The 22,549-nt window shown below is 67.0% G+C and carries 28 protein-coding genes and 1 tRNA gene; 16 read left to right on the top strand and 13 right to left on the bottom strand.

All coding sequences use genetic code 11. The features are described 5' to 3' along the window. Positions 1-422 precede the first annotated feature (422 nt). Positions 423-495, bottom strand: a tRNA-Arg gene (locus C441_RS01570). An 81-nt stretch (positions 496-576) separates the two neighbouring features. Further along, the gene (gene tatA / locus C441_RS01575) at positions 577-852 is read right to left on the bottom strand and encodes a twin-arginine translocase TatA/TatE family subunit (RefSeq protein WP_004970850.1); all 276 of its coding nucleotides are present in this window, start codon (positions 850-852) and stop codon (positions 577-579) included. A gap of 261 nt (positions 853-1,113) precedes the next feature. Here tatA and C441_RS01580 point away from each other — a divergent pair, with 261 nt between their 5' ends. Both C441_RS01580 and C441_RS01585 read left to right on the top strand, forming a co-directional pair. Beyond that, a complete protein-coding gene (locus C441_RS01580) occupies positions 1,114-1,614 on the top strand; it encodes a redoxin domain-containing protein (protein WP_007273479.1) in 501 nt (166 codons plus the stop codon). Between the two features lie 81 nt (positions 1,615-1,695). Then, positions 1,696-2,508, top strand: coding sequence for an HD domain-containing protein (locus C441_RS01585; RefSeq protein WP_007273480.1), 813 nt, complete (start codon positions 1,696-1,698; stop codon positions 2,506-2,508). A 75-nt stretch (positions 2,509-2,583) separates the two neighbouring features. On the opposite strand, the gene C441_RS01590 is transcribed toward C441_RS01585, so the two are convergent. The 3 genes from C441_RS01590 to C441_RS01600 all read right to left on the bottom strand — a co-directional run bounded on the left by C441_RS01590 (position 2,584) and on the right by C441_RS01600 (position 4,124). Further along, positions 2,584-3,492: a mechanosensitive ion channel family protein gene (locus C441_RS01590; protein ID WP_007273481.1), complete on the bottom strand. Its 909-nt coding sequence runs from the start codon at positions 3,490-3,492 to the stop codon at positions 2,584-2,586. Continuing rightward, the gene (locus C441_RS01595; protein WP_007273482.1) at positions 3,489-3,737 is read right to left on the bottom strand and encodes a YhbY family RNA-binding protein; all 249 of its coding nucleotides are present in this window, start codon (positions 3,735-3,737) and stop codon (positions 3,489-3,491) included. Before C441_RS01595 ends, C441_RS01590 begins: the two co-directional genes overlap by 4 nt. Before the next feature lie 111 nt (positions 3,738-3,848). Further along, on the bottom strand, positions 3,849-4,124 hold the full coding sequence (locus C441_RS01600; protein ID WP_004970845.1) for a ribonuclease P protein component 4: 276 nt from the start codon (positions 4,122-4,124) through the stop codon (positions 3,849-3,851). A 109-nt stretch (positions 4,125-4,233) separates the two neighbouring features. Here C441_RS01600 and C441_RS01605 point away from each other — a divergent pair, with 109 nt between their 5' ends. After that, positions 4,234-5,295: a glycosyltransferase family 4 protein gene (locus C441_RS01605; RefSeq protein ID WP_007273483.1), complete on the top strand. Its 1,062-nt coding sequence runs from the start codon at positions 4,234-4,236 to the stop codon at positions 5,293-5,295. A gap of 134 nt (positions 5,296-5,429) precedes the next feature. Continuing rightward, the gene (locus C441_RS01610) at positions 5,430-6,545 is read left to right on the top strand and encodes a glycosyltransferase (protein WP_007273484.1); all 1,116 of its coding nucleotides are present in this window, start codon (positions 5,430-5,432) and stop codon (positions 6,543-6,545) included. Positions 6,546-6,571: 26 nt separating this feature from the next. Here C441_RS01610 and C441_RS01615 read toward each other — a convergent pair whose 3' ends face one another. From C441_RS01615 to C441_RS01625, 3 genes are all read right to left on the bottom strand, one after another. Further along, positions 6,572-7,009: a hypothetical protein gene (locus C441_RS01615; RefSeq protein WP_007273485.1), complete on the bottom strand. Its 438-nt coding sequence runs from the start codon at positions 7,007-7,009 to the stop codon at positions 6,572-6,574. 58 nt (positions 7,010-7,067) lie between these two features. Next, entirely contained in the window at positions 7,068-7,814 is a 747-nt protein-coding gene (locus C441_RS01620) for a DUF2797 domain-containing protein (protein ID WP_007273486.1), read from the bottom strand. Between the two features lie 115 nt (positions 7,815-7,929). After that, a complete protein-coding gene (locus C441_RS01625; RefSeq protein WP_007273487.1) occupies positions 7,930-8,877 on the bottom strand; it encodes an NAD-dependent epimerase/dehydratase family protein in 948 nt (315 codons plus the stop codon). A gap of 137 nt (positions 8,878-9,014) precedes the next feature. Between C441_RS01625 and C441_RS01630 the strand changes: the two genes are divergently transcribed. The 6 genes from C441_RS01630 to C441_RS01655 all read left to right on the top strand — a co-directional run bounded on the left by C441_RS01630 (position 9,015) and on the right by C441_RS01655 (position 13,736). Next, the gene (locus C441_RS01630; protein WP_007273488.1) at positions 9,015-9,557 is read left to right on the top strand and encodes a tRNA (cytidine(56)-2'-O)-methyltransferase; all 543 of its coding nucleotides are present in this window, start codon (positions 9,015-9,017) and stop codon (positions 9,555-9,557) included. Positions 9,558-9,641: 84 nt separating this feature from the next. Continuing rightward, positions 9,642-10,172 carry a transcription factor gene (locus C441_RS01635; RefSeq protein ID WP_004043767.1) on the top strand — a complete coding sequence of 177 codons (531 nt, stop codon included), beginning with the start codon at positions 9,642-9,644 and terminating at the stop codon, positions 10,170-10,172. Next, positions 10,173-10,850: a DUF2110 family protein gene (locus tag C441_RS01640; protein ID WP_004970838.1), complete on the top strand. Its 678-nt coding sequence runs from the start codon at positions 10,173-10,175 to the stop codon at positions 10,848-10,850. A 4-nt stretch (positions 10,851-10,854) separates the two neighbouring features. Further along, a complete protein-coding gene (locus C441_RS01645) occupies positions 10,855-11,610 on the top strand; it encodes a DUF5803 family protein (RefSeq protein ID WP_007273489.1) in 756 nt (251 codons plus the stop codon). An 86-nt stretch (positions 11,611-11,696) separates the two neighbouring features. Further along, a complete protein-coding gene (locus C441_RS01650) occupies positions 11,697-12,389 on the top strand; it encodes a competence/damage-inducible protein A (protein WP_007273490.1) in 693 nt (230 codons plus the stop codon). A 282-nt stretch (positions 12,390-12,671) separates the two neighbouring features. Beyond that, a complete protein-coding gene (locus C441_RS01655; RefSeq protein WP_007273491.1) occupies positions 12,672-13,736 on the top strand; it encodes an ATP-NAD kinase family protein in 1,065 nt (354 codons plus the stop codon). 78 nt (positions 13,737-13,814) lie between these two features. Here C441_RS01655 and C441_RS01660 read toward each other — a convergent pair whose 3' ends face one another. Next, positions 13,815-14,189 (bottom strand): carboxymuconolactone decarboxylase family protein, encoded by a 375-nt coding sequence (locus tag C441_RS01660; protein ID WP_007273492.1) that lies wholly within the window; start codon positions 14,187-14,189, stop codon positions 13,815-13,817. A 314-nt stretch (positions 14,190-14,503) separates the two neighbouring features. On the opposite strand from C441_RS01660, the gene C441_RS01665 reads away from it, so the two are divergent. After that, positions 14,504-15,535, top strand: coding sequence for a phosphate signaling complex PhoU family protein (locus C441_RS01665; protein ID WP_004970831.1), 1,032 nt, complete (start codon positions 14,504-14,506; stop codon positions 15,533-15,535). Positions 15,536-15,565: 30 nt separating this feature from the next. On the opposite strand, the gene C441_RS01670 is transcribed toward C441_RS01665, so the two are convergent. Both C441_RS01670 and C441_RS01675 read right to left on the bottom strand, forming a co-directional pair. Then, a complete protein-coding gene (locus C441_RS01670) occupies positions 15,566-16,009 on the bottom strand; it encodes a DUF7528 family protein (RefSeq protein WP_004970830.1) in 444 nt (147 codons plus the stop codon). A 183-nt stretch (positions 16,010-16,192) separates the two neighbouring features. After that, positions 16,193-17,389: an LEA type 2 family protein gene (locus tag C441_RS01675; RefSeq protein ID WP_007273493.1), complete on the bottom strand. Its 1,197-nt coding sequence runs from the start codon at positions 17,387-17,389 to the stop codon at positions 16,193-16,195. Between the two features lie 152 nt (positions 17,390-17,541). On the opposite strand from C441_RS01675, the gene C441_RS01680 reads away from it, so the two are divergent. The 4 genes from C441_RS01680 (at position 17,542) to C441_RS01695 (ending at position 19,245) form a co-directional block, all read left to right on the top strand. After that, positions 17,542-17,724 (top strand): DUF7525 family protein, encoded by a 183-nt coding sequence (locus C441_RS01680; protein WP_007273494.1) that lies wholly within the window; start codon positions 17,542-17,544, stop codon positions 17,722-17,724. A 61-nt stretch (positions 17,725-17,785) separates the two neighbouring features. Continuing rightward, the gene (locus C441_RS01685; RefSeq protein ID WP_004043755.1) at positions 17,786-18,010 is read left to right on the top strand and encodes a DUF7123 family protein; all 225 of its coding nucleotides are present in this window, start codon (positions 17,786-17,788) and stop codon (positions 18,008-18,010) included. Between the two features lie 43 nt (positions 18,011-18,053). Then, entirely contained in the window at positions 18,054-18,485 is a 432-nt protein-coding gene (locus C441_RS01690) for an SRPBCC family protein (protein WP_007273495.1), read from the top strand. 445 nt (positions 18,486-18,930) lie between these two features. Further along, positions 18,931-19,245, top strand: a complete 315-nt coding sequence (locus C441_RS01695; RefSeq protein WP_007273496.1) for a DUF7526 family protein — start codon at positions 18,931-18,933, stop codon at positions 19,243-19,245. A gap of 52 nt (positions 19,246-19,297) precedes the next feature. Here the strand turns inward: C441_RS01695 and C441_RS01700 are convergent, their stop codons facing one another. Next, the gene (locus C441_RS01700) at positions 19,298-20,824 is read right to left on the bottom strand and encodes an aldehyde dehydrogenase family protein (RefSeq protein WP_007273497.1); all 1,527 of its coding nucleotides are present in this window, start codon (positions 20,822-20,824) and stop codon (positions 19,298-19,300) included. Positions 20,825-20,956: 132 nt separating this feature from the next. Between C441_RS01700 and C441_RS01705 the strand changes: the two genes are divergently transcribed. Beyond that, positions 20,957-21,676: a helix-turn-helix domain-containing protein gene (locus tag C441_RS01705; protein WP_004970824.1), complete on the top strand. Its 720-nt coding sequence runs from the start codon at positions 20,957-20,959 to the stop codon at positions 21,674-21,676. A 30-nt stretch (positions 21,677-21,706) separates the two neighbouring features. Here C441_RS01705 and C441_RS01710 read toward each other — a convergent pair whose 3' ends face one another. Further along, positions 21,707-22,546: a proline dehydrogenase family protein gene (locus tag C441_RS01710; protein WP_007273498.1), complete on the bottom strand. Its 840-nt coding sequence runs from the start codon at positions 22,544-22,546 to the stop codon at positions 21,707-21,709. Positions 22,547-22,549: the final 3 nt, after the last annotated feature.

Consider the following 22,549-nt stretch of genomic DNA (forward strand, 5'->3'; position numbering starts at 1 on the left):
TTTTCTCAATTAACTCACAATTTAAGTCCTTTTTAAGTTCCATTTTTATACCCCTTTATAAGAGATGGCCGCTCCGCACGCGGAGCGACGGGCCGGTAAATCAGGGCTTAATGATCGCGTGAGTCACCCGCCGGGGTGACGGACCACCGTCTGAAGCCAGCGCCTCGTCTGCCGGGGGTAGGTCGGCGGGGCGGTCGACGAACTGGTCAAAACAAAGCGAGACGGCGGGGGAATTTCGGACGGGATGCGGGCGTGACGGGAGTCCCGCGAGCGGAGCGAGTGGGACTCAGGAACGCCCGCGGAACGAACGAAGTGAGTGAAGGGCTGGCGGGATTCGAACCGGACCGAGACTCGCTTCGCTCGTCTCGTAGGATTACGAATCCCGTCACGCCGGTTCGCTCGTCGCTACGCTCCTCACTGCACGGGCGTGACGGGATTCGAACCCGCGATCGAGAGGTTAGGAACCTCTCGCCCTGTCCACTAGGCCACACGCCCCACGGCGCTATCTCTCAGGACCGGTCAAAAATCGCGTGGTTCACACTGGGGCGGGCAGAAGAGAGAGAAAGTGGGCCGCGTTTACTTCGAGGATTCGGTCGAAGCGGACTCGGTCGAAACCGAGTCAGCCGAGCTCTCGTCGGTCGCGTCGTCTTCGTCGTCGTCGCCCGCCACGTCCTGCAGTTCGTCTTCAATCTCTTCGCGGCCGCGCTGGAACTCGCCGATGGCCTGCCCGGAGGACCGTGCGAGCTTCGGAATCTTGTTGGCGCCGAACAGCAAGACGACGATGAGCAGGACGACGAGCAGCTCGGGCCCGCCCGGGAGTCCCGGGAACAGTGGGGTGATGGTATCGAACATCGCTATCTCTGCGTTACCTAGTGGCAATTATAGGCTTTTTGCCTTCTACGGGTTCTGGAAAGACGGAATATCGTCGCCTCGGAACTCTCGAATCGGCCGAATCGACGCGTCTCGGCGCGTCACTCCTACGAAAAGCTTGTGGCCGGTCGTCGGACGCCCTCGCTCGTCCCGCTGTTGGCGACCGTGTCGGGCCGCCGTCGGCGGTCCCCCTGAATTTCCGCCGACGGTGAAATAATGTGGGCGGAGTCGAATGGCACCCGTATGGTATCAGTCGGCGACGCCGCCCCGGACTTCACCGCACCGCTCACCGACATCGACGGCGACATCGAGTCGTTCACGCTCTCGGAGAACCTCGACGACGCGCCGCTCGTCCTCGCGTTCTTCCCCGCGGCCTTCACCGGCACGTGCACCACCGAGATGTGCACCTTCCGCGACCAGATGGCCAACTTCGAGGACGTCGGCGCGACGGTGTACGGCATCAGCATCGACACGCCGTTCACGCTGACGGAGTTCGCCGAGCAGAACGGCCTCAACTTCGGCCTCATCAGCGACACGAACCGCGAACTCGTCGACGCCTACGACGTGGCGATGGACTTCGCGGAGCTCGGCGTCAACCGCGTGGCGAAGCGCGCGGTGTTCGTCGTGGACGGCGACGGCGAAGTTACCTACGCGTGGGTCAGCGACGACCCCGGCGTCGAACCCGACTACGAGGCGGTCGAGGCCGCCGCCGGGAAACTCGAAGAGCCGAGCGAGGCCGCGTAGAGCCGAGACACCGCGTGACGCGGTAGCGCACCTGATTCGGAGCCCAAGTCCTTTTCTCTCCGTGCGACTACCTTGCGGGTCATGAGCGATACTGAAGACGCCCTCAACGGCGGCCGCGTCTACGACCCCGAGGCGGACCACGCCTTCCCCGACGAGAAGCTCAACGAGGTGCTTCCCGCGCTCCTCGACGACGAAGAGGTGACGACGCTCCTCGAAGCGCAGAACGTGAACGCGGTGACGCGCAAGGGCTACAACGACCACGGCCCGAAGCACATCGAAATCGTCCGCAACCGCGCGCTCCGGCTGTACGACCTGCTCAAGGCCGGCGGCTGTGAGTTCAACGGCGCGGCCGAACAGGGGCTCGACGAGGCCGACGAGGCGGTCATCGTCGCCCTCGCGGCGCAACTGCACGACATCGGCCACATCGTCCACCGCGACAACCACGCCTACTACTCGATTCCGCTCGCGTCGGACGTGCTCGACCGCTTCCTCCCCGAGTTCTACGGCGTCGCCGACGCGGTCCGCGTCAAAGCCGAAGTCCTCCACGCCATCCTCTGTCACCACCGCGAGGAGGACCCGCTGACGCTCGAAGCCGGCGTCATCCGCGTCGCCGACGCGCTCGACATGGAGCGCGGCCGGTCGCGCATCCCCTACGAGAAGGGCGGCCGCGGCATCAACACGCTCTCCAGCCGCGCCATCAACAACGTCGTCCTGAAGCCCGGCGAAGAGTCGCCCGTCCTCGTCGAAATCGAGATGGTCAACGCCGCCGGCGTCTATCAGGTCGACAACCTCCTGAAGGCGAAACTCGACGGCTCCGGCCTCGAAGACCACGTCCGCATCGTCGCGGTCAACACGAAGTCCGACGACAGGCTCGTCGAGCGCATCGAGCTCTAAGCGGCGCGTCGGGCGTCGAAAAATAGTCGCGGACGACGTCCGCGGGTCGGTCCCGCGGTCGGCGCTGTGTCTCTCTCAGTCGTTGGACTGCGCGAGGCGGTCCATCCCGCCGACCGAGAGCTCGCCGCTGAGGGTGCGGTTCGGGTAGGGGATGTCGATTCCCTCCTCGTCGAACCGCTGTTTGACGGCGGTGACGTACTCGCCGCGGGTCTTGACGAAGTCGGCGCGGCTGGGCTGGGAAATCCAGATGCGCGACTTGAGCGTGACCGACGAGTCGCCGAGCTCGGTCAGTCTGACCGACGGTTCGGGCGTCGTCATGATGCCGTCGTGCTTTTCGGCCTCGTCGAGGATGATGTCGGTCGCCTGCTGGATGTCGTCGTCGTAGCCGATGCCGAACGGCACCTGCAGGCGGAGTTTGTCCTTCGCGACGGGGTTTTTGATGACGCCGTCAGTGAGCTGTGAGTTCGGCACGGTGAGCAGTTCGTTGTCGAACGTGCGAACCCGCGTCACGCGGAAGGAGATGTCTTCGACGACACCGGAGTTACCGTCCCATTCAATCCAGTCGTTGATGCGGAACGGCTTGTCGGTGAAGATGAAGATGCCGGCGACGAAGTTGGCGATGACGTCCTGCATCGCGAAGCCGATTGCGAGCGTCGCGGCCGCGCCGATGGTGGCGAGCGACTGCAGGATGTTGCCGAGGCCGGCGAACGCGAACCCCGCGCCGAGCGCGACGAACGCCACGACGAGGGTCGCGATTTTCATCAGGGGCTTTTTCGCGTGTTCGTCCGCGCCGCGGCGGTCGAGGACGCGGTTGAGCGCGGACGAGACGACGGCCTTGCCGACGACGTAGACGACGGCGAAGCCGAGAACGAGGCCCAAGAGCGTCCCGAGCGTCTCGGCGTACGGGACGTTCTGCTGGGTGAGGAGACGGCCGATAGCACCGCCGTCGCCCTGCAGTTGAAGCGGGAGTGCAAGTGCGTTCATCGATGGAAAACCGCTGTCTTCCCCCTCGTCTCTATCAGCTCGGCGTTCACCCGCTCGGCGAGGTCATCGGCCGCCTCGTCGACCGTCGTCCCCCCGAGCGCCGCTCGGAGGAACTTCGCTTTCACGAGGTTCCGGTCGGCCAGCTGGTCGTTGAGTTCGCCGACCACCGATTCGATTCCGCTCTTACCTACCCAGACGGTCACGTCGAGGTCGTGGGCCTCCTTTCGAAGCTCCTGCGTGTTCATGCGTGGCCTCCACTATGTGCCGGAGGGCTTCAATAGTAAGGCTTTGACGGCCGTTTGGTTGTCGTGCACACGCGAGAACGAGCCGGTTCTGCCGGAATCGCCGCAGGGCGGTCAGTACGGGTAGCGTTTCGTCGCCCCGCAGTCGCATCTGACGACGACGTGACCGCCGGCGCGGGTCCGGACGCGGGCGTTGACGCCCGGGCGGAGGTAGGCGTCGCAGTCGTCGCAGGTGAACCGGCGGAACGCCTTCGGGAGGCCACAGCGGTTCCGCTCCGCGACGCGACGGGCGAGGCGGACGTACTCGCGGGCGCGCTCGTGGTCGCGGTCGCTCGCCGCCTCGCGGGCGAGGGCGTGGAGTCGGTCGATGCGCTCCTCCGCGATGTTCATACACGTTCGGGCGAGCGGCCCGGACAAAGACGTTCCGAACCGCGACGCGGGACCGACACCGGAGGACCGAAGCCGGTACTGTGATACCCCGGCCCGAAAAACGACGACCGTGCGCGTCCTGAACTACCTCGAGTTCGCCTCGCAACTCGACCGTAGCGGCATCGGCACCGCCACCGACCAACAGCGGGCGGCGCTCGCCACGACCGACGTGGAGGTCGTCACCTCCCCGTGGCCCGAGTCGGTCGCCGCGGGTGCCGCGGGCCTCCTGCGGGGCGACGGGGTCGTCCGCGACTACGACGTGGCCCACTGCAACCTCATCGGCCCCGGCTCGCTCGCCGTGGCCAGACACGCCAAGCGGAACGACATCCCGCTCGTCCTCCACTCGCACGTCACCCGCGAGGACTTCGCCGAGAGCTTCCGCGGGTCGACCGCGGTCGCCCCCGCCCTCGGGAAGTACCTCAAGTGGTTCTACTCGCAGGCCGACGTGGTGCTCTGTCCGTCCGAGTACACGAAGCGAACCCTCGAATCCTACCCGGTCGACGCGCCGATTCGCGCCGTCTCCAACGGCGTCGACACCGAGGCGCTGGCGGGGTTCGAGGACCTCCGCGACGAGTACCGAGCCGAGTACGACCTCGACGGGATGACCGTCTTCACCGTCGGCAACGTCTTCGAGCGCAAGGGCCTGACGACGTTCTGCACGCTGGCGCAGGAGACCGACTACGACTTCGCGTGGTTCGGCCCCTACGACACCGGCCCGCACGCCTCGAAGAAGGTGCGGTACTGGGTCGAACACGCCCCGGAGAACGTCACGTTCTCCGGCTGGATAGACGACATCCGCGGCGCGTTCGGCGCGGGCGACGTCTACCTCTTTGCGACGAAAAACGAGAATCAGGGCATCGCGGTCCTCGAAGCGATGGCCTGCGGGAAGGCGGTCGTCCTCCGCGACATCCCGGTGTTCGAGGAGTTCTACACCCACGGCCACGACTGCCTGAAGTGCTCGACCGACGCGGAGTTCCGCCGGGCGCTCGACCTGCTGGCCCGCGACCCCGACCTCCGGCGGCGACTCGGCGAGAACGCCCGCGAGACGGCGGCCGAACACAGCCTCGACCGCGTCGGCGACAGGCTCGTCGAGACGTACGAGGACGCGCTGTCCGGGCGACTCGAAGGCTGAGCGACCGGGCCGACGCGGGCGACCCCCGCTCCATATCCGACGTTGCCGACGCCGGCGACCGACAGGTTCGGTAACACACGACAGTCCAGCGAGAAGTCACAACGGTTTATCCCGTCGGGGTCACAGGAACGGCCATGCAGTCGGTCGCCGCGTTCACCGACACGTACTTGCCGACCGTCAACGGCGTCACCTACACGATTCAGACGTGGCGCGAGCGGTGGCACCGCCGCGGCGGCCGCATGGACGTGGTGTTCCCGGCGGACGACGACTACGACCCCGAACCGGGTGAGTACGGCGTTCGAAGCCTTCCCTTCCCGTTCTACGAGGGGATTCGAATCGGCGCGCCGCGGATTCCGGGGGCCGTCGACGACGTCGACGTCGTCCACGCCCACACCCCGTTCGGCCTCGGGCTGGCCGGGCTCCGACTCGCCCGCCGGCGCGACCTCCCGCTCGTGGCGACCTACCACACCCCGACCGGCGAGTACGCCGAGTACCTCAGCTCCGTCGGCGCTATCGAGCGCGGCGTCGAGCGCACCGCCGAGCGCTACGAGCGGTGGTTCTTCGACCGCGCCGACGCGGTCATCGTCCCGAGCGAGGACGCCGAGCGCCGCCTCGTCGACGAGGTCGGCGTCGAGGCCGAAATCGTCGTCCTCTCGAACGGCATCGACGTCGAGCGGTTCGAACCGGTCGCGGGCGACGACTTCCGCCGCCGGTACGACCTCGGCGACGGGACGCTCATCGGCTACACGGGCCGACACGGCTACGAGAAGCGGCTCGGCGAACTCGTCCGCGCCGCGGCCGACCTCGACGACCTCGACGCGACGCTCGTCTTCGGCGGCGACGGCCCCGCCCGCGACGAGCTGACCGCCCTCGCCGACGACCTCGGCGTGGACGCTCGCTTCCTCGGCTTCCTCGACCGCGAGGAACTGCCGGCGTTTTACTCCGCGCTCGACGTGTTCTGTTTCCCGAGCCCCGTCGAGACTCAGGGGCTCGTCGCGCTGGAGGCCAACGCCTGCGGGACGCCCGTCGTCGGCGTCAACGAGGGCGCGCTGGAAGACACAGTCCTCGACGGCGTGACCGGCTACCACTACGAGTCCGGCGACTTAGACGGCTTCCGCCGCGGGATTCGGCGGGCGCTGGCCGAGCGCGAGGGGCTCAGCGCGCGGTGTCTCGACCGCCGCGACGAGGTGAGCGTCGACCGCTCTGTCGACCGGCTCGCGGCGCTCTACGAGCGAGTGGCGTCGAAATAAAAAGCGAGACCGACTGCGAAACCGCGTTAGTCGCGGCCTTCGAGCGCGTCGGCGATGCGGCGCAGTTCGCGATTCACGTCGCGGACCTCGTCGCGGAGCTGTCGGACCTCGCGGACGAGCTGTTCGTCGCTGCCGCTTCCCTGCTCGGGGTCGCGCGGGCCGCCGCCCATACTTCCGGGGCCGCCACCCATGCCGCCGGGACCGCCGCCGCCGCCCATACCGCCGGGGCCGCCGCCGCCCATCATGCCGCTCATCATCTGCGCGAAGGGGTTGCCGCCGCCGCCCATGCCGCCGGGGCCGCCGCCGCCCATCATCTCCTCGGGCTCGGGGCGTTCGCCTTCCTCGCGCTCTTTCTCGCGGCGCTGTCGAATCTCTTCGACCCGCTCGCGGAACGACTTCTCCTCTTCGCCGTCGTCGCCCTCGTCGGGCGTCTGCGTCTCGTCTGCGGGTTCGTCGTCAGCCATGAGAGCGAATTGGCCGTCCTCCCGGAAAGTGCTGACGGTCTCTGAAATTCGTGACCGCTCACCCGAACGTGCCGAGGCTCGACTGGAGGTCGCGGTCGGTCCCGCCGTCTCCGAGTTCGTGGCCGACGAGGTCGCGCAGGTCCACCGCGTAGGTCGTCCCGCGGTGGTCGAGGACGAGCACGCGCCCCTTCACGCCGCGGACGGTCCCCGTGGCGACGGTTTCTGCGACCGGCGAGCCGTCGAGGTCGAGGCCGTAGTCGAACGCGAACGTCTCGATGGGGTCGAACTGGGCGAGGAGGTCGTCCCACGCCGCGGCGTCGACCGACCGGCCGAACCCTTCGATTTTGGTCGGGACGCGGATGCGGTCGGGAATCTCGGTCGCCAGTTCGGCCTCGTACTCGCGGGCGACGCGGCCGTCCGAGAACGTCCGGACGTGGGCCGCGCGGTCCGCGCCCTGCTCGCGCAGGCGGGTGTCGAGCCGCCACTCGCGGGTGACGCCGACCTTGAACGTGTCGGGGGCGAACGCCGCGAGGTAGACCGCGTGGTCCTCGTAGCAGTCCATCTCGTCTTTCAGGCACGTCCCGGTGCACTTCGCGCAGACCCACGTGTGGCGGTGGTCCGAACAGTACGGCGCGCGGTCGTTGTCGCAGGCGACGTGGCGGTCGTCGTGGATTGTGCCCGCGCAGTGGCGGTCGCCGAGGCGGTAGTCGAGTTCGGTGCCGGGGGCGAGCGCGACCGAGTCGACGCCGCCGCTCGCGCTCACGAACAGCGCGGGGGTTCCGGTATCGTAGCCGACGACCTGCACGCTCCGGGGTAGGGAGTCGCGGTAGAAAGGTGGCTCGCTCCGGGGGCGGGCTGTCGGGCGTCGGCCGCGGGTCACGGCCGTGGTCGTGGGGTTCGGCCGCGGCTATCGGCCGCCGTTATTCGTACTCGGCGCGAAGCTCCTCGGCGAGCTCCTCGGCGGCGCGGCGGACGGCCTCGTCGCTCGACCCGTCTGGCTCCCAGCCGAGCGCCGAGAGCTTCTCGATGGACAGCCGCATCTTCGGCACGTCGCCGGTCCAGCCGCGGTCGCCGCCGGTGTACTCGAACTCGGGGTCGAGGTCGAGCACGTCGGCGACGATGTCGGCGATGGTCGTCACCGAGGTGGTCGTCCGCGTGCCGAGGTTGTAGACGTTGTAGTCGCGCTCGGCGTGTTCGACGACGTGGCACATCGCGTCGATGCAGTCCTCGACGTGGAGGTAGGACTTCTCCTGGCGGCCGTCGCCGAGGATTTCGAGCGTCTCGGGGTCTTCGAGGAGCTTCTCGATGAAGTCCGGGATGACGTTGCCGCGCTGGTTCGGGCCGACGATGTTGGCGAAGCGGTACATGTAGACGGTGAAGTCGTAGGAGTGGGCGAACGTCGAAAGCAGGCCCTCGTCGGCGAGCTTGGAGGAGCCGTAGATGCTGATGGGTTCGAGGGGGGCGTAGTCCTCGGGGGTCGGCCGCGGGGCCTCGCCGTAGATGGTCGACGAGGAGGTGAAGGCGACGTTCGACACGCCGACCTCCTGCATCCGTTCGAGGACGTTGTAGGTCATCTCGGTGTTCTCCTCGAACAGCTGACGGGGGTTGCCGTAGTTCGTGTCGGTGTAGGCCGCGAAGTGGAAGACGATGTCGAGGTCCTCGGTGACGGCCTCGGCGACGTCGTCGGCGTCGGTCATGTCGGCCTGTACGAACTCGACGCCGTCGGGGACCTGCTCGCGGACGCCCTTCGAGAGATCGTCGGCGACGACGACGTGGTTGTCCTCGGAGAGGCGCGCGGCGAGGTGAGACCCGACGAGACCTGCGCCCCCGGTCACGAGGACGCGCTTGTCGGAGAGTTCCAGCGACATGGCACAGATGATTCGGCCGAGTGATAAGTTCGTTTCCCTCCGGGCCGCCGACAGGTGGCGGTGGCGACCGCCGACGCGACCCGCGCCGCCGCCCGCGTTCCGAAAGCACCACTTTCCCCCGCCGTCTTCGGAGAGACATGCACAACGAACCCGAGGTCTGTGTCCTCCGGTACGGACACCGACCGGGGCGCGACGACCGGATGACGACGCACGTCGGCCTGACGGCCCGCGCGCTCGGCGCGGACCGGGTCATCCTCCCGGACAACGCCGGCCACTCGATGGAGACCGTCGAGGACATCACGGGTCGGTTCGGCGGCCCCTTCGAGGTCGAACTCACCGAGGCGCTCAACGGCGTCATCCGCAACTGGGAGGGCAAGGTCGTCCACCTCACGATGTACGGCGAGCGCGTTCAGGACGTGGAAGCCGACATCCGCGAGGCGCACGCCGGGGAACCGCTTCTCGTCGTCGTCGGCGGGGAGAAGGTCCCCTTCGAGGTGTACGAGGGGGCCGACTGGAACGTCGGCGTCACGAACCAGCCGCACTCGGAGGTCGCCGGCCTCGCGGTGTTCCTCGACCGCCTGTTCGACGGGCGCGAACTCGACCGCGAGTGGGAGGACGCCGAAAATCGGGTGGTTCCGATGGCGACGGGCAAGAAAGTCGTGCCGGCCGACGAGGAGTAATCGGCGCGTCGGCGCGCCCGCTGGCGGTTCTCCACTGTCCGGGAGTAATAAGACTTAATGGCGTTCCTGACGCCATTTCGCACAATGGCTTTTGAGGAGTTACTGAACGACCCTGTTATCCAGAAGTACCTCCACGAGTTGGTCGGGCCAACCGGGATGCCGGTCGCGGCGGCACCCCCGGACGGCGAGGTCACCGACGAGGAACTCGCCGAGGAACTGCGGCTCGAACTCAACGACGTGCGCCGCGCGCTGTTTATCCTCTACGAGAACGACCTCGCGTCGTATCGTCGCGTCCGCGACGAGGACTCCGGCTGGCTCACCTACCTCTGGACCTTCCACTACGAGAACATCCCCGAGAACCTCGAAGAGGAGATGTACCGCCTCCTCGACGCGCTCGAAGAGCGTCTCGACTACGAGCGAAACCACGAGTTCTACCTCTCGGAGCCCGCCGGCATCCGCTTCGAGTTCTCCGAGGCGATGGAACACGGCTTCCAGTGCCCCGAGACGGGCGCGCAACTCGAACCGATGGACAACGACGACCTCGTCGACGCGATGGAACGACGCATCGAAGAGCTTCGCGACGAGCTCAACGTCGAAGTGACGGGGACGAACTGAATGGTCGTTCTCGCAACGAAGTGCTACATCGATGGTGACGCCCGCGAGCGGGCGCTCGACAGCCTCACGTCGCTCGTCGCCAACGACATCGGCGACCTCGACGTCGAGTACGACATCGGCGTCCGCGACGACGGCTTCATCTCCGTGACGGTCTCCGGCGACGACGAGACGGTCGCGCGGAACGTCCTCCGCGAGGAGTGGGGCGAGGTCACGCCGCACCTGTCGGCCGGCGAGACCTACGTCGGCACCCTCGAACACTGGGACGACGACGGGTTCGTCCTCGACGCGGGCATCGAGGTCCGTATCCCGACCGAGGAACTCGGCCTCGGCCGCGGCTCCGCGACCCAGGTTCGCGACCGCTTCGGCCTCGTCCAGCACATGCCGCTGACGTTCGTCTACGGCGGCGACGAGGGGCCCTCGCGGCTGGCCGACGAGCAGATAGACCGCCTCTACGACTGGACCCGCGGGAGCGGTCGCGTCAACGTCAACAGCGCGACCCGCGGCGAGGTCCGCGCGACGGTCAACCGCGCCGGCCACGCGAAGGACATCGTAACGGTCGAGCGCCTCGGCCTCCTCGAACAGAGCATCGTCTGCCGGGACGAGACCGACCCGCCGGGCCTCCTCGCGAGCATCGGCTCGTACCTCCCGTCGGAGCTGAAGTGCGTCATCGGCCAGTAAGACGATGAACAGGCGACTCCTCGTCGGTATCGCCGCGCTCGCCCTCCTCCTCGTGACCGCCGGCTGTCTCGGCGGCACCTCCAGCGTCTCGAACGACCGCCTCGACGCCGCGCCCGACGGCGACTACGCGTGGTCCGCGGAGACCGACGCGCACATCACGGTACAGGACAACGGCCGGTTCCGCGCTGTCTACGAGGTGAACAGCTCGTCGGTCGAACTCTACCGGTTCGACGGCTTCGGCAGTCGGACGCCGCTTTCGGTCGAGGCGGTCCGCTACCGCTACGAGAACGGGACCGTCGTCAACGGGACCGAACTGAAGGCCCGCGGCGGCGACGTGACGCAGAACGACCGCATTACGAACGTCACGCTCCCCGCGGACGCCGAGAGCGACGGCAAAATCGCGTTTAGCTCGCCCTCGACGCCCAAGCGGTTCTCGCTTCCCGTCTTCGTCGAGGGGAGCTACGAGGTCGTCCTGCCCGCGGACCGCCGCGTCGACTTCCCGATATTCGGGTCCGTCCGGCCGTCGGGCTACGACACCGAAGTCGTCGACGACCGGCTCCACATCCGGTGGGACGAGGTGACCGATGGGAACGTCGTCGTGCAGTTCTACCTCCAACGCGACCTCGGCATCTTCGCGGCCGTCGCGGCCGTCTCGGTGCTGGTCGGCGGCGCGGGGATACTCTACTACCGCCGGCAGATTCAGGCGCTCCGCGACCGCCGACAGGAACTCGGTCTGGACGTGGAAGACGACGACCGCTGACGGACGGTTTCAGTCGCGGCGTCGGTCGACCGACCCGGTTCGCCGGTGTGAACGCTTTTTTGCCTCGCAACCCGCTAGCTCGGGATATGCAAGTCGCCGTGGTCACCGTCGGGGACGAACTCCTCGCCGGCGACACCGTCAACACGAACGCCGCGTGGCTCTGTGAGGAACTGACGGCGCGGGGCGTCTCCGTCGAGCGCGTGACGACGGTCCCCGACCGCGTCGCCGACATCGCCCGCGTGGTCAACGAGTACCACGCCGAGTACGACGCCGTCGTCGTCACCGGCGGGCTGGGACCGACCCACGACGACGTGACGATGGAGGCCGTCGCGGCCGCGTTCGGGCGCTCGCTGGAGCGCAACGCCGACGCCGAGGAGTGGCTGGAGGCCAACGGCGGCTACTCCGCGGCCGACCTCGTGGAGGGGACGACCGACCTCCCCGCGGGGTCGCGGATGCTCCCGAACGACGAGGGCGTCGCGCCCGGCGCGGTCGTCGGGTCGGTGTACGTGCTCCCCGGCGTCCCCGGCGAGATGAAAGCCATGTTCGCCCGCGTAGCCGACGAGTTCGCCGGCGAGCGGACTCACGTCCGGTTCGTCCACACCTCGGAGCCGGAGAGTTCGCTCATCGAGCGGTTCGAGGCCGTCCAGTCCGAGTTCGACGTGACCGTCGGGAGCTACCCCGGCGACCACGTCAGAATCAAGCTCGCCGGGGCCGACGAGGAGGCGGTCGAATCGGCGGCCGCGTGGCTCGAAGCGCGCGTGGACCTGTACGAAGAATAGGGTCGGTCGGCCGGCGGGTCAGCGCTGGAGGTACCAGAGCCACCCGGCGGTCATGAGGATACCCACGAGAAGCACGGTCGCGGCCGTCTCCGAGGTCGGCAACACCTGCTCGCTGGCTGATAGCGGAATCATAGGTGACAGTTCCCACGTCCGGTTCTTAAACGGTGAGGTTCTGGCGACAGTTGTCGCGGCGTGAGCGTCCGCGAATCCGTGGGGGCGCGACCCGGTCGCCTCTCGTCGGCTACCGCGTCGCTTTTCCCCCGGGCGCGGGTTCGTTCAGCCATGCGAATCGGTGTCGTCGTCAACCCGGTCGCGGGGATGGGCGGCCGGGTCGGCCTGAAGGGAACCGACGGGAAAGTCGCGGAGGCCAGAGCGCGCGGCGCGGAGCCGCGGTCGCCCGAGCGAGCGCGGCGGGCGCTCTCCCGGCTCTTCGAGGCCGCCCCCGAGGCGGAACTGCTCGCGTGGGGCGGCGAGATGGGCGCGGCGGCCGCCCGAGACGCCGGCTTCGACCCCGACGTACTCGGCGAGCCGTCCGGCGACGAGACGACCGCGGCCGACACTATCGCCGCCGTCGAGGCGTTCGTCGCCGCCGACGCGGACCTCGTGTTGTTCGTCGGCGGCGACGGCACCGCGGCCGACGTGGCCGAGGCGCTCGACGGGACCGACGTGCCGATGCTCGGCGTCCCCGCGGGCGTGAAGGTCTACTCCTCCGTGTTCGCCGTCTCGCCGGAGGACGCCGCCCACGTCGTCACGTCGTTCGAGCGGACCGAGGCCCGCGAGGTCATGGACATCGACGAGGACGACTACCGCGCCGGCGAGGTCAGACCGGAGCTTCGGGCGGTCGCGCACGTCCCCGTCGCCGAGGACCTCCAGTCGTCGAAACAGACCGGCGGCGGCACCGTCGAGGCGCTCGCCGCGGGCGTCGCCGACGACATCCGCGCGACCGAGGGCGTCACCTACGTCCACGGCCCCGGAAGCACCGTCGGCGCGGTGAAAGCCGAGTTGGGCATCGACGGGTCGCCGCTCGGCGTCGACGTCTACCGCGATGGCGAAGTGCTCGCCCGCGACGCGACGGAGGCCGAAATCCTCGATAATCTCGGCGAGGAGAACGTCATCGTCGTCACGCCCATCGGCGGACAGGGGTTCGTCTTCGGCCGCGGAAATCCTCAGCTCTCGCCGGCGGTGATTCGCCGCTGTGACGTGTCGGTCGTCGCCTCCCGGTCGAAACTCGACGCGATTCCGGTCCTCCGGGTCGACACCGACGACCCCGACCTCGACGCCGACCTCCGCGGGTGGACGAAAGTCCGCGTGGGCCGCGTCGAGCGTCGGATGATGAAAATCGAGTGAGCGGCGCACGTCGGTCGCGGCCGACCCGCCGCGCCAACGGAAAAATCGAGCGAGAGACCGTTTCCGTCGGCCGTCTCGTCAGTCGTCCGCCGGTGCCTGTCGTTTCGTGATGTACTCGACGATTTCGTCCGTTTCGGCCTTGAAATCGCCGAGGTCGGTCTCGTTCCCGTGGAGCACCGTCGAGAAGTACTTCGTGTCGGCGGCGAGGTTGACGGCCTCTCTGAGTTCCTCGTCCGTGACGCCGCTCAACCGCGCTTCCTCGGTGTGGAAGTAGGTGCAGTACGGGCAGTTAGTCGCGGCCGCGACGCCGACGCCGATGAGCGCCTTCTCTCGCCCGGACAGTTCGGTGTCTTCCCCCAGATTGAGGTCGCGGAAGAGTCCCCAACTGTGTTCGCTCGCCGACTCTGCCACGTCCTCCATCCAACTCGGGACCTGGCCGAGCATCCCCTCCATCTCTTGTCGTGTAGCTTTCGATACCATCTCTCCTCTCCACCTCCGCTATCCCGTAGCTTGGAGGCTCTTATTACGACGTTCCGAAGCAGTAAAGTTATGAATCTGCTGAACGAGTATAATCTACTCGCATCGACGACGTTCCGTCGAAACGCGCGGTTAATACGTCGCTCTTCGCGACGGTTCGCCGCCCGGTCGAAGCCGAGTGACGCAACTGATTTAATATTTTGAATCGTGTACAATGACACCTACAACCCATTATTCACAGAGGGTGTAATATAGTGAGATTTAAGGTCATTGGATGGGTTCTGACTACCATGGAGACCCGGAAAGTCCAGCGTCTCGGTCCCTCCACGCTGGCGATGACGCTTCCAGCGGAGTGGGCCAAGGAACACAACGTCGAGAAGGGCGACGAAGTGACCATTCGGACGAGCGGGAAGGGAACGCTGACCGTTCTTCCCGAGTCGGTCAACACGGAGGATTCGAAGGCGACGATTCGCGCCGACAGTCTGAACGCGGAGGCGCTCGAACGCGCCATCGTGGCGCAGTACGTCCTCGGACGGCGCGTCATCCACATCGAGAAAAGCGAGGGCGCGCTCGACTCGGACCACATCAACGCCGTCTACAAGGCCGAGACCCAGCTCATGGGCCTCGGCGTCATCGAGGAGACGCCCGAGCGAATCGCGATTCGCTGTTCTGTCGACGCGGAGGACTTCACCCTCGACAACCTGCTCGAACGCCTCGAAAACACGGGGAGCACGATGCGCGGCGAGGCCGTCAAGGCGCTCGCCCACGGCAACCCCGACCTCGCCCAGCGGGCGCTCAACCGCGAGCGGCAGGCGAACAAGATTTTCGTCCTCCTGCTCCGGCTCATCTTCACGTCCTACCAGAACCCCAACCTCGCGCGGGCGGTCGGCCTTGACTCCGGCTTCCCGCTCATCGGCTACCGCTCGGTGGCGAAGAACCTCGAACTGACCGCCGACAACGCCGAGGACATCGCCAACATCGTCATGGACGCCGAGGGCCACACCATCGACGTCGACCAGTCGACGATGCGGCGCATCCGCGAGTTCACGGACCACGTCGACGAGATTACGACGACCGCGGTGCGGGCCGTCGTCGAGCGCGACTACGACCTCACCATCGAGTGCCGAGAGCTGTTCCGCGAGATAAGCGACCGCGAGCGCGACATCCTCAACGACCTCCCGGAGATGGAAAACCAGAAGCTCCTCCAGATTCGCGAGGTGCTCGTCAGCCTCCAGCAGACCGCGCAGTACGCGATGCGGAACGCCGAAATCGCGTCGAACCTCGCGCTCAACGAGGAGTCCGACCACGTCACGATAGACTGAGGAACCGAAAAGCGGCCGCGGCCGTCTCGCTCAGTCGGCGACGACTTCCATCGCCTCGTTGTTCTCGGTCTCGGACGACTCTTTTTCGCCCGTCAGCGGGTTCCGACTGGCGATGCGGCAGTCGAACCCCGGATGCTCGCCGAAGTGCCGGAGTATCATGTGGCGGCGCGACCCGGTGATGCCGGTGCGACCGATGTCCTCGGCGGTAAAGCGCTCGGGCAGGCGGTCGTACAGGCGGCGCAGTTCGTCGAAACTGGTGAACACCTTCGCGTTGCCGGTGGAGTCCGCGCCGCGGCGGGAGACGACGTAACTGCCGTCCCGGCGGTACTCGCCGGCCGTGCGGAAGAACTCCCGTTTCTCGGTCAGCGCCGAACCGATGGCCTCCTGTAGGTCGGCGGCGGCGTCTCGGGACAGTTCACAGGACTGGTCGCCAAAGGAGACGACGATGGTTTCGTCGTCGCTCTCGACGGACACAGGGTTCTCATTACGGGAGAAGAACTCGATCAGGAGCGTGGGTACTCCGTGTCATATCACCGAGTATCGTAGCCGAGGGTAAAGAGTTGTCGGCTGAGTCAGGAATCACCGAAGATTTCTCGGCGAATCGGGGCCGTCGAACGGCGGTTCGACGAGCGTCCCGCGGGCGGTGTGGCCCGGCCGCTACAGCAGGCCGTCGTCGGTCGTGGTGGTCCCGCCGTCTGACGACGTCGTCGTTGCGGTCGTCGTCGTTGCGGTCGTCGTCGTTGCGGTCGTCGTCGTGGTTGTGGGTGCGGTCGCGGTGTCTGTCGAGGTCTCGGTTGCGGTCGCGGTCGAGGTGGTGGTCGCGGTTCCCGCGGCCGTCTCGGTCGCCGTCGTCGTCTCAGTCGCCGTTGCCGTTTCGTCCGCCGTCTCGTTTCCGCCTGACGCCGCCTTGTTTCCGAAGATGTCCGTCTCGAACGTCTTCTCGTAGGTCAGCGGGTCGAGGGGGACGCGGAGCGTCGTGCCGCCGGCGTCGAGGTTCGCGTAGAAGTCGATGCGCAGGTCGGTCGTCTGGTCGCGTTCGAGGTGCGTGACCCACCACTCGTCGAGCCTGTCGTTTTCGATGTGGGTCGTCGCCTCGATGGTCTCCGTCGACTGCGGGGAGATGACGTACTCGGAGTTCGTCGTCCCCTCGCCAACGTCCACGTCGTTCATCGAGATGTCGTAGCCGAGTTCGGAGACCGCGACCGGGTACGGCTTGGGGTTGTGGACGACGAACGTGAGTTCGAGCGCCGTGCGCTCGTCCGTGGACTCGCCCCACTCGGCGCTCGTCTCGTTGATGTACAACACGGGGTCGGAGACGACCGGCGACTCCGCGTTTATCTCGCGGGTCTCCGTGGAGTTGAACGCCGACAGCAGGTCGGTATCGATGCTCCGGGTAATCTCGGGCGCTTCGAAGGTCCGGCCGAGCGTCTCCGAGGTGACGGTGGCATTCACGGCGAGGTCGGTGTGTTCGCCGTTCTGGATGTGCGAGACCCACCACTGGGGGATGCGCTCGTTTTCGAGTGTCGTCCGGAGCGGGACCGCCGAGGTCCCGCGTCCGACTGAGACGCCGTCCTTCTCGCCGGTCGCCATCCGAATCCCGTTCATCTCGACGCCGTAGTCGACTTCGAGCCCAGAGAGGTTCGCCGAAAGCGGGTTGGGGTTCGAGACGTACAGGTCGGTCTCGACGACCGTCGCGGTCTCGTTGACGCCGGCGAACCGGTTGTCGACTCGGTCGACGCTCGGCGCACCGATGACGCCGGCCGCGAACGCGCCGCCGACGCCGGCCGCGACGAGCACCAGCGCGACGAGCGCGATACGGAGTTTCCCGCCGAACAGCGCGGATGTCAGTCCCATCGTTGTGGACACACGAGACTGGTGGTACATATGTCGAACGGCCGAGCGCGACGCCGGCTCGTGGGACCGTACCGCACGCCTCGCCCCCGTCACGTCGCCCCACGGCAGGCGGTGTCGAATGAACTAAGTGCGCACCCGCGAAGGTCGGAAACATGGAAACCAAGACGGTGCAATCCGACAAGTCCATCGGCTTTGCGGCGTTGTTCGGCGCGCTCACGCTCGTCGGCGCAGGGCTGATGGTCGCCGGACCGGACCAGTTGACGAAGGCGCTCGGGTTCATGGTGGCGATTATCGCGGCCTCGCTGGCCGTCTCCGGCGCGCATCTGTTCCAGTAATTATCGACGCTGAGGAACACGGGTAACCGTTAATAACGCCCATTCCCTAGACGGTCCGAGGATGACTGAGTACACCGACGAGGAACAACGCATTCTCGCCTATCTCCGCGACAGCGTTAGCCGCGGCGAGGGCTACTTCCGGGCGAAGAACATCGCCGAGGCTATCGGTCTCACCGCGAAACAGGTCGGGTCCCGCCTGCCGCGGCTGGCCGAGAAGTCCGAAGACGTCGAAATCGAAAAATGGGGACGCGCCCGCTCGACGACGTGGCGCGTCACCCGAAGCTGAAGCGATTCCACGGCTTTTTACTGTGGAGGTGTGATGGTATCCCATGACCGTCCGCGTGAAACGAACGTTCGAGTTCGACGCTCCCGGCGAGCGCGTCTGGGAGTTCATCGCCGACCCGGCCAAGCGAGCGGGGGCTATCAGCGTCGTCGACCGCTTCGACGTGGCCGACGACGGCCGCCACGCGACGTGGTATCTCGAACTCCCGATTCCGCTCGTCCGCTCGACGGTGACCGTCGAGACCGAGGACATCGAGGTCGACGAGCCGACCCACGTCAAGTTCGTCGGCAAGTCGCGGGTGATGCGAGTGACGGGCGAACACACTATCGAAGAGCGCGACGGCGGGAGCCGACTCGTCAACGAGTTCACCGTCGACGGCCGCCTGCCCGGCGTCGAGGCGTTCTTCGAGCGCAACCTCGACCGCGAACTCGACAACCTCGAAGCGGCGCTCCGACGCGAGTTCGAAGCGACGGCCTGAGGCCGGCGACGGGTTCGCCGGTCGCCGCCCCCGTCGGCGACCGGGCGACCGATACCGCGAGAATCGTGTTCTCACGGGGTATGAGAACGGGTGTTGCGGTGGGTTTATACATTGCGGCTCCTTAGCGAAAGTCGCCGACGCAATAGGCGCTTTTCTCGCCAGTCGTCGGCGACTCCACATCCGCCGCACCCGCCGCAACGTTTCGGGGTCCGTTGCGGCATCCGAAACGGCGTGGCCACGTCGTTTCGCGCTCCCAAGCCCGGTGGGAGCGCACTCCCCTCGTCTCACTTCGCCAACTGGTGACACGAGATTCGGCGGGAGGCGAATTCGCCTCCGCCTTTTGACGACCGCTTCGCTCCGAGCGACGGCCCCGTCGTGCCTCGGCGGCGACCGCCCGACGGCCCGAGAGCGCACGCTTCTTTCCTCCGGACCTCGTGGAGCCACCATGACCGAGACGATTCGAGGCGACGTACTACACGCCATCCCGCCGGACGAACTCGACGACGAGGACCTGTCGCCCGAGCTCCGGGCGCTGGCCGACTCGCGCCACGTGCTCGTCATCAGGAAGGGCGGCCATCCCTCGATGCTCGACCTCGTCTGGGCGTTCGTCCGCCGCGACCCCATCGAGGCGGTGACCGTCGTGACAGACCGCCCGGCCGAGGAGGACGAGGAAGTGACGCTGACCGTCGAGGAGACGGACATGCCCGGCGTCTACGTCGCGGCGGACGCTCGCGAGCAGACAGCGTCGGACGACGGGTGAGACGACGGAACGGAAAAGCGAGACAGATGCGGGGCCGTGGTGGGCGACGACCTTACTCGTCTTGTTTGGTCTTGATGTCCGCCGAGAGGCCCTGCGCCATGCGAATCTCCTTGGAGTTGTTGAGCGTCCACGCGGTGCGCTCGGTGACGGCCTCGATGATTTCGCGCGCCGAGGGGTAGCCGTTGCCGGACTTCTTCACGCCGCCGAACGGGAGGTGGACCTCCGCGCCGATACACGGGAGGTTGCCGTAGGCGAGACCGACCTCGGCGTGGTCGCGGAAGTAGTTTATCTGGCGGTAGTCCTCGGAGATGACGGCACCGGCCAGCCCGTAGTCGGTGTCGTTCTGAATCTCGACGGCGTCCTCGATGTCGCCGGAGTACTTCAGCAGGGCGACGTGGGGGCCGAAGACCTCCTCGTGGGTACAGCGGAGGTCGTCGTGGGGGTCAGCCTCGTAGACGAACGGCCCGACCCAGTGGCCCGCCTCGTGGCCCTCGGGAATCTCGTCGCCGTCGAGTTCGGTGCGGTCGACGAGGACGTTCACGCCCTCCTTTTTCGCGAGTTCGTTGTACTTCGTGACCTTCTCCCTGTGGCCCTCCTCGATGAGCGGCCCCATGAACGTGTCCTCGCGGAGCGGGTCGCCGACCGAGACGTTCTTCGCGTTCTCGACGAAGCGCTCCTTGAACTCGTCGTAGACGTCCTCGTGGACGACGATGCGCTCGGAGGAGACACAGCGCTGGCCGGTGGTCTTGAACGACGACATCGTCGCGGAGTGGACCGCGATGTCGAGGTCCGCCTTCTCGGTGATGACGATGTTGTTCTTGCCGCCCATCTCGCACGCGGCGAGCTTGCCGGGCTGTTGGGCCACCTTGCTCGCGACCTCGTGGCCGACCTCGGCGGAGCCGGTAAACAGCACGGAGTCGACGCGTTCGTCGTCGACGATGCTCGCGCCGGCGTCGCCGAAGCCCTGTACCATGTTGAACACGCCGTCGGGGATGCCGGCGTCCTCGAACATCTCGGCGATAATCTGGCCGCACCACGGCGTCTGCTCGGCGGGCTTCCAGACGACGGTGTTGCCCTCGACGAGCGCGACGGCCATGTGCCAGAAGGGGATGGCCACGGGGAAGTTCCACGGGGTGATACAGCCCACGACGCCGCGGGGCTTGCGGCGCATGTAGGCGTCCTTCGCGGGAATCTCGGAGGGAATCACGTCGCCCTTGGGGTGGCGGGCGTCGCCCGCGGCCCACTCGACCATGTGGTACGCCTCGATGACGTCGGCGCGGCCCTCGGAGATCTCCTTGCCGCACTCCTTGGTGACGACCTCCGCGAGCTCCTCCGTGCGGTCGCGCAGTTCGTGGTAGATGTCCCAGAGGTACTCCGCGCGGTCGATGTGCGAGAGTTCGCGCCACTCCTCGTACGCCTCGTCGGCCGCGGCGGCCGCCGCGTCGATGTCCTCGGGCGTGCCGCGTCGGAACGTCCCCAGCGACTCGCCCGTCGCGGGGTTCGTGCTCTCGAACGTCTCGTCGCCGGTTCCGTCCGTCCACTCGCCGTCGATATAGTGCCGATATTCGTCTTCCGCCATATGACTCTAGAGTCACGACTAAGATTAATAACCCCGGACCCTCCCATGGAAGGGCCGCGTCCGAACCGACGCGTCACCGCGACGCCGCGTGACCACAGACAACATCTTACGTAACGACGTGTTACCCGGTGTATGAGCGAGCGCACGTCAGGTGAAGGTACGCGCCTCACGCTCGACCTGTGGCATCCGAACTGTTGGGCCATCGAATCGACCAGCGAGTACGACGGCGGCATCCTCGCACACGCCATCTACGACGCGCCCACCGCGGGCGTCGAGCGGTCGAACGGACTGTTCACCGCCTACGGCGAGTCGCTCGACGAAGTCGAGACGCTCCTCGACGTCATCGCCGACTCGGACCTCACAGGCGAGGTGTTGGAACTCCAAGAGCGGTTCGACTCCCGCGGGAAGCACGTCGCGCCCGGCCCGGTCGCCCGCGAGTTCTTCCTTGAGTACGACCCGAGCGACATGATGTGTCCGGAGCTACTCAAGCAGGGCTTCGTCCACAGCGCCCCCACGCAGATAGAAAACGGCCGCGAGCGGTGGGAGGTCTGGTTCGCCGGCGCGCGCGAGGAGATACAGCCGAGCATCGAGACCGTCATGGACGAGACCGGCGCGGAGATTCGCGTCGCCTCCATCTCCACGTCCGAGGGCGCGGAACCGGAGCGCAGTCGGCGGCTCGACACGCTCACCCGAAGCCAGCGGCAGGCGTTCGAACTCGCGCGCGAAGAGGGATACTACCGCTGGCCCCGCGAGGTGTCGACCCGCGAACTCGCCGCCGAGATGGACATCTCGAAGACGACGCTCCTCGAACACCTGCGCAAGGCGGAATCGAAACTGCTCGACCCGCAGTAGCGCGGGGCGAATCGAGGGTTCGGCCCCGGCTCAGATGCCGGCGACGGCCCGGAGCGCGAACAGCGCGTTCGATTTCTGCTCGCGGACGCGCCGGTAGAAGTAGGAGAACCACTTGTCGCCGTAGGGGACGTACTGCCACATCTCGATGTCGGCGGCCGCGAGGTTGCGCTGGCCGTCCTCGCGCACGCCCATGAGCATCTGCACCTCGTAGGGCGTTCCGTACTGTTCGTGGAGGCGGCGGGCGTGCGCAATCATGTGCGGGTCGTGACTGCCGACCGCGACGCCGTCGTCGAACTCGGTGAACATCTGTTCGAGGAGGTCCCTGTACACCTCGTCCACCTTCGACTTCTCCTTGTACGCGATGGACGCGGGCTCGTTGTACGCGCCCTTGACGAGACGGACCTTCCCGGGCACCTCCGCGAGGCGTTCGAGGTCGTCACGCGTGCGCTTGAGGTTCGCCTGCACGCAGACGCCGACGTTTCCGCCCGTCCGGTGGCCGAGGTCGTCGACGGCGTCGAGGGTCACGTCGGTCGTCTCGTGGTCCTCCATGTCGACCCAGACGAACACGCCCTCGGCGTCCGCGGCGTCGACGATGCGGTCGAGGTTCTCCCGGAACGCGCGGTCGCCGACGTCGAGACCGATTTGCGAGGGCTTCACCGAGACACAGCCGTCGAGGTCCGTCGCGCCGAGTTGGCGGACGAGGTCGACGTACGCGTCGGCGTCGGCGTCGGCGGCCGCCCGGTCGGTGTAGTGCTCGCCGAGTAAGTTCAATATCCCCGCGATGCCGTCGCGGTTCAGCGACTCGACGTGCGAGACCGCCCCGTCGGCCGTCTCACCCGCCACGAAGTTGTTCGCGATGGGGGGTATCATGCC

This window comes from Haloferax sulfurifontis ATCC BAA-897 (assembly GCF_000337835.1).
GTDB classification, from domain to species: domain Archaea; phylum Halobacteriota; class Halobacteria; order Halobacteriales; family Haloferacaceae; genus Haloferax; species Haloferax denitrificans.